This is a genomic window from Methanobrevibacter sp., assembly GCF_030539555.1.
Taxonomy (GTDB): Archaea; Methanobacteriota; Methanobacteria; order Methanobacteriales; family Methanobacteriaceae; genus Methanocatella.
In genome coordinates, this window is the sequence record NZ_JAUNXX010000084.1 from 1 (window position 1) to 5,937 (window position 5,937).

The 5,937-nt window shown below is 31.5% G+C and carries 8 protein-coding genes and 1 pseudogene; 3 read left to right on the top strand and 6 right to left on the bottom strand.

The window, feature by feature from the left end:
* The 3 genes and pseudogenes from Q4Q55_RS09500 to Q4Q55_RS09510 form a co-directional block, all read right to left on the bottom strand.
* A pseudogene (locus Q4Q55_RS09500) lies at nt 1–200 on the bottom strand (homoserine acetyltransferase); the annotation flags it as partial.
* Between the two features lie 126 nt (nt 201–326).
* Nucleotides 327–596 carry a DUF5750 family protein gene (locus tag Q4Q55_RS09505; protein ID WP_303372573.1) on the bottom strand — a complete coding sequence of 90 codons (270 nt, stop codon included), beginning with the start codon at nt 594–596 and terminating at the stop codon, nt 327–329.
* Nucleotides 586–1,479, bottom strand: coding sequence for an alpha/beta fold hydrolase (locus tag Q4Q55_RS09510; RefSeq protein ID WP_303372574.1), 894 nt, complete (start codon nt 1,477–1,479; stop codon nt 586–588). The genes Q4Q55_RS09505 and Q4Q55_RS09510 overlap by 11 nt, the downstream gene beginning before the upstream one ends.
* 178 nt (nt 1,480–1,657) lie before the next feature.
* Between Q4Q55_RS09510 and nucS the strand changes: the two genes are divergently transcribed.
* A complete protein-coding gene (gene nucS / locus Q4Q55_RS09515; protein WP_303372575.1) occupies nt 1,658–2,440 on the top strand; it encodes an endonuclease NucS in 783 nt (260 codons plus the stop codon).
* On the opposite strand, the gene Q4Q55_RS09520 is transcribed toward nucS, so the two are convergent.
* Nucleotides 2,437–2,916, bottom strand: a complete 480-nt coding sequence (locus Q4Q55_RS09520; protein ID WP_303372576.1) for a hypothetical protein — start codon at nt 2,914–2,916, stop codon at nt 2,437–2,439. The two genes, nucS and Q4Q55_RS09520, sit on opposite strands and share 4 nt — an antisense overlap.
* A gap of 83 nt (nt 2,917–2,999) precedes the next feature.
* On the opposite strand from Q4Q55_RS09520, the gene Q4Q55_RS09525 reads away from it, so the two are divergent.
* Nucleotides 3,000–3,710: a zinc ribbon domain-containing protein gene (locus Q4Q55_RS09525; protein WP_303372577.1), complete on the top strand. Its 711-nt coding sequence runs from the start codon at nt 3,000–3,002 to the stop codon at nt 3,708–3,710.
* Nucleotides 3,711–3,755: 45 nt separating this feature from the next.
* The gene (locus Q4Q55_RS09530) at nt 3,756–4,583 is read left to right on the top strand and encodes a carbon-nitrogen hydrolase family protein (protein WP_303372578.1); all 828 of its coding nucleotides are present in this window, start codon (nt 3,756–3,758) and stop codon (nt 4,581–4,583) included.
* Here Q4Q55_RS09530 and Q4Q55_RS09535 read toward each other — a convergent pair whose 3' ends face one another.
* Together Q4Q55_RS09535 and Q4Q55_RS09540 are read right to left on the bottom strand one after the other, a co-directional pair.
* Nucleotides 4,584–5,432, bottom strand: a complete 849-nt coding sequence (locus Q4Q55_RS09535; RefSeq protein ID WP_303372579.1) for a HEAT repeat domain-containing protein — start codon at nt 5,430–5,432, stop codon at nt 4,584–4,586.
* A 74-nt stretch (nt 5,433–5,506) separates the two neighbouring features.
* On the bottom strand, nt 5,507–5,937 hold a 431-nt coding region (locus Q4Q55_RS09540; RefSeq protein WP_303372580.1), incomplete at its 5' end, for an SDR family oxidoreductase.

Genomic DNA, 5,937 nt, shown 5'->3' on the forward strand with positions numbered 1-5,937 from the left:
TATTTATCTCTTTGAAATTCCGTTCCTTGAATGAATTTATGGTATTGGGGTAAAATAGCATGGCCTCCATCAAGGGTCGGGCAATATATTACTGCATTAACAATATTTCCATCATCATCCACTTTTGGAATTCCACTAGTAACATATTCCACCTGAACATTTTCAAGAACCCTGCCTGATTCAAATTCAAAGGAATCCATTATATGATTTCCAAATTGGACATTAGAATTTTGACTTAAAATAATACCACAACCACAAATAGTAATATTATTTATATCAATTAGATATATAAACATTCTTACAGTTTGAATAATACATGAATATAATTACATGTCCTCTAGAAAACTAGATAAAAACACGTTCATTTCAATTTCTTCACGAGCTATAAAGTCATTTAATCTTAACTGTGCGATTTCACTTTGAAACGGATACAAATCATCTGAAAAATACATTTTAATTTTTAAAATATCATCATCAACAGTTGTTTTTTCCTCCAGATTATCATTGATAAATTTCATTTGATTTAAAGACAACCCATATACCCAATATTCAACAGACATATCTTCATCATCATACTCTGAAATTTTAACAATCATCAAATTCCCCCATGAACACTTTTAACTCACCAGAGATAGTTTCAAGTTCATTAAAGCACAAATGCCCCAATTGAGAATCCATTACAATCAATTCTGAATTTTTAATCATTTCAGACATTGGAATCGCATCAAGTTCCGGTGGGAAATGCGGATCTTGTTTGCATGCAACAATTAACACTTTAGATTTGATTTTGTCCAAATCATTTTCAACATCATAATACATGCAAGATTCATTACAATATTTCAAATCATAAATATCCACTTCCAAACTTTCATTACCAAAGTTTTCGAATTCAATACTTAATTCAACATTAGACATTCCTCTTAAAGCTTCTTTAGAAAGTCCAAAATTAAATTCTGCCAGACTAGCTAGTCTCAAAGTTCTGTTCAAGGAATAAGTTAACTCTCCCCTATTATAATCCGGATCAGATTCAATTATCTCATTTACAAATTTTGATAAAATAAAATCATGACCTGCAACTTTATAGCTGCTCACACCGCAGATAACAAAATCAATGAAATCAGGATATTCACTAGCCAATGTAAGAGCTACAAATCCTCCCATAGACACACCGATGATGCCTAAAAGGTGGTCAATATTGAATTTTTCATTTAAAAATTGTTTTTGAAAATTAGAAACATCCCTAATAGAATATTTTGGAAATTTATTTTTTAAATCAGTGCTTGATGGAGAACATGACCCCGGAGAGCCTAATGCAGATACAGATATGAAAAAGTATTTGCTTTTATCAAAAGGACCATAATTTTCAGTTAATGGAATAATTTTTTTTACTGAAGAGAAATTGCCCAAAGAACCATGACAATAAAGGATTGCATTTTTAATAACTCCATTATCATCATATATAGGAGTTCCAAAAGTCATATATTCAACTTTAACATTTTCAAGAGTCCTACCATTTTCAAATTTGAATGAATCAAGTGTAAAAAACTCTTTTTTATCTTCAAAATAATCATCATCACAAATATTAATCCCACCAAGTAGCTTTAATTATTCTATTAAAAAACAAATTATTTAAATTAAACTAAACAATGTTATTGTAATGAAATATAAAATTTTAGAAAAACCCAATTGTGAAGATGCATATGATTTAGTTCAAGAGGCTTTACGTAAAAGAGCAACAATAATAATATTTGCATGCTGTAAAGTTAACTATGAAGGGAGAGCATTAAGCCAACTAAACTGGGGAGAACGCATAATCATGATAAAACCAGACGGCGCATTTTTAATTCACCAAGAAAAAAAAGTTGAACCGGTTAATTGGCAACCGCCAAAATCAAGGACAAGAAGTTATATTAAAAATGAAAATCTTTTTTTGGAAAGTCACAGAAGAACTCCGAAAGAATTATTGACTGTGGAGATAAGAAAAATCCAGTTTATTAATTATGCCAATATTGAAGACTTTGAAGAGCTGGAACAGGCAGGATATGAAAAAGATATGAGCGACATGATTATGGACAAGCCACATATGATTGAAGAAGGTTTCACCCCAACAACAAGAGAATATAGTGTCGAACATGGATTTATTGACATTTTAGGCAAAGATAAAGACAATAATTTAATGGTTCTAGAATTGAAAGCTCGTAAAGCAGGAGTTACCGCCGTAAAACAGCTTAGAAGATATCTTCAGGATTTAGAAAATACTGACAATGACCATCTAAGAGAATGCGAAGCCCAAAAGAAAAAAATTAGAGGTTTGCTTGTGGCCCCATCAATCATGGATGATGCCTTAGAGTTAATTGAAGAAGAAGGTATTGAATTTGTGGCAATTGAACCTCCTCGAGAGTTAAAAAGAGATAAAAAAGTAACATTAGATGCATTTTAGTCCAATGCATCCTCAATCCTTTTTATTTCATCAGCATAATATTTTTTTGTAAATTCGTTTGCCGGAATTGAAGTAGTTATGTGGCATTCTTTTTCAAGTTTGTAAATAAGATAATCTTCAGTTTCCAAAGGAATTGTACTTTCTTCATCCAAAAATTCCAAATTCTCCAATTCTTCAAGTATATCCAAATATTCCTTTTCTTCAAGAGCGATTACATCATCCAAATCCATTTCCTGAACTTTAGGATTAAGCTGTAATGCAATAGCTACAAAACCATTGACCTTTTTATCGGAAATGTCAAATCTAGAGTTTCTAATTTCATCCATAGAAAACTTAATGTGGGTCAAAGTATTTTTTGTAAGTGGAATCTCATTTGATAGCCCAATTTGATTAATTTCATAATTGTTTTCCCATTCCCCAATTTTGTAAACTGCATAATTCATATCATTTACATTAATAATTTCATCATTGGCCATTTTTATCACGTATATTAAATATCTTTTTATAAAATAAAAACATTATTATTAATTATAATGCAAATTTAAATGGAGGTTAGTCAGTGAAAAAATGTCCTGAATGTGGAAATCCTAGTTATGATGGAGCCCCAGTTTGTGGAAATTGTGGATTTAAATTTCCAAAACAAAAAGTTACGGTCACTAAAGAGACTGATATCTTTGATAAAGCCCCAAAACCTAAAAAAGGTTCCTCTAACGAAAGTACAATTAAAATTATAAAAGATAAGAAACTACTTATAGGGGCAATACTTTTAATAACTTTAATTGTGATTTGTGGAATTGTCCTAACCAGTTCAAATAACCGCAATGGCGGTGGCAATATCATATCCACTGGTAACGATGATTTAGTTGAAGTTAATGAAGGTGCATTCACATTTAAATATCCTGGAAATTGGAAAGTAATAACCAAAAATGATTCCGACCATGCCGGTGCTAAATTCTTTGAAAACGAAAATAACACCATTATTGAGTTTTACAACAGTACAATGGAATCATCTTCACTAAAAGAAATAACCCAAGATAGAATTAGTTATGCACAAACTAGCGGTTCTGATGTGGAACTTGTTGAAACAATAACTTTAGACGGTAGGAATACATCAAACATTATCTTAGAAAATTCCGATGGTAACTACACAAGATTTGTTTCAATGTTTAGTGATGGAAAATTATATGTATTTAAAATTAGTGGTGAATCAATCAACTCCATTACCTCAGAGGATATTACTACTATGATAAATACAGCAGATATCGCATAAGTATGATTAACATCATACTTTTTCTTTTTATTTTTAAGTGTTAACATGACTAAAATTAAAATTGCTCTTTGTCAGATGAATGTTGTTGATAACAAGTCTGAAAATATAAAAAAAGCTAATTTTATGATTTCTCAGAGTATTGAGAAGAATGCTGATTTTATAGTTTTACCTGAAATGTTTAACTGTCCGTATTCTAATGATAAATTTATTGAATATTGTGAAAAAGAAGAAAGCAGTGTGACTCTACTTGAAATATCAAAATTAGCTCAAAGAAACAATGTCTATATACTTGCAGGATCAATTCCAGAAAAAGAAGATGACCGACTATACAATACCAGTTATCTTTTTGATAAGACCGGGAAAATAATTGCTAAGCACAGGAAGATGCATCTTTTTGATATTGATGTTAAAGGAAAAATAACTTTTAGAGAATCTGACGTTTTGACTGCAGGAAATAAATTCACAATAGCAGACACTGAATTTGGAAAAGTGGGTATTGGAATCTGTTATGATATTCGTTTTCCAGAACTTGCCAGAATAATGGCGCAGGAAGGTGCTCTAATACTTTTCTATCCTGGCGCATTCAACATGACTACCGGACCAGCCCATTGGGAATTATTATTTAAATCAAGAGCCCTTGATAATCAGGTTTATTGTGTGGGTGTTGCGCCTGCTTTAAACAAGGATGCAAGCTACCATAGTTTCGGCCATTCAATAATCACCAGTCCCTGGGGAGATATAATAACTGAAGCCAGAGAAAAAGAGGAATTGATTATATCTGAAATTGATTTAAGTGAAATAAAAAAAATAAGAGAAGAGCTTCCGCTTTTAAAAAATAAAAGAGAAGACCTTTACGAAATTATTAAAAAATAGCTATTTTAATTTAGCCAATCTTTTTTCAAAGTAAGACCGTTTCTTTTCATTATCTGCAAACACTTCACAGGCAGTTTCTATGACTCTTACTTCATTATCATAGTCATTAGCTTTTCTATATAAAACACATAATCGTTTATATGGCGCATCTTTAGATTGTTTTGCTTCAACATAACGCTCATATTCTTTAATAGCTTTTTGCAGATTAGTCTTTTCCATTTCCTTTATGGTGCTCATTGGAATAACTTTTACAATAGCTTCTCCAGATTCTTTGGCTTTTTGTCTTTTCTGTGCTTTTTTAATTGCCTTATTGCATGATTTTTTGAAGTCCTTGTCATCTTCAGTTTTTCTAGCATCTTTAATTAATTTAATAGCATCATCAGTTGCCAAATCGCCTAATGCCTGAATGGCAGCTAATTTTACACCCCAATCTTCATCTTCAAGGCATTTTGCAATGTTATCCAATTCATCATTGGCTTGAAGTTCACCTAAAGCACGAACTGCAACTTTTCTAACCCCAAAGTCATCATCATCAATAGCTTCAACGAAATATGGAATTACTTTTTCGTCTTCAGTTTCCTTGAGTGCAAAAGCAAGGAAACGTTTATCTTTACCTTCAGCATTTTTAAATTCTTCAATTAATTTATCAACAGCTATATCTCCCATATTTCCTAAAATTTCAGCAGCCTTAAATCTGACTTGGGCATTTTCATCAGTAGTGGCTTTGATTAAAGGTTCAATAGCTTCTTCATCAGTAATTCCAACTAATGATTCGATAGCTTCCTTTCTAACTTTAACGTCATCATTTGATAAATTGTTAATAGCTTCTTTAAAATTAAGATTAGTCATGATAATAAGTTAGATTTTAAGAATATATAAAGATTAAAAAAAAATAGAAAAAAATAAGAGAAAAATTCTCTTATTTAAATAGCTGTCCATCCACCATCTATACAGATGAGTTGTCCGGTACAGAAACTGGATGCATCAGATGCAAGATAAATTGCAATACCATCCAATTCACCAGGTTTACCTAAACGGCCTGCAGGACAGTATGCTGCAATAAGATCCATGAATCCATCCATTTCAATAGACTCAACAGTTAATTCTGTTTCAAATACAGCTGGACCAATTGCATTTACAGTAATGTTGTATTTTGCCCATTCTACAGCTAAGTTTTTGGTTAAGTTCATTACTCCACCTTTAGCTGAAGAGTATGCGCTAATTCCTCCTCCAGGGAAGATGACTCTAGAGTGGATTGAACCAATATTAATTATTTTACCGTATTCTTGTTCAATCATTATTTCTCCAACAGCTTTACACATGTAGTATACACCACTTAAGTCAATGTGGATGT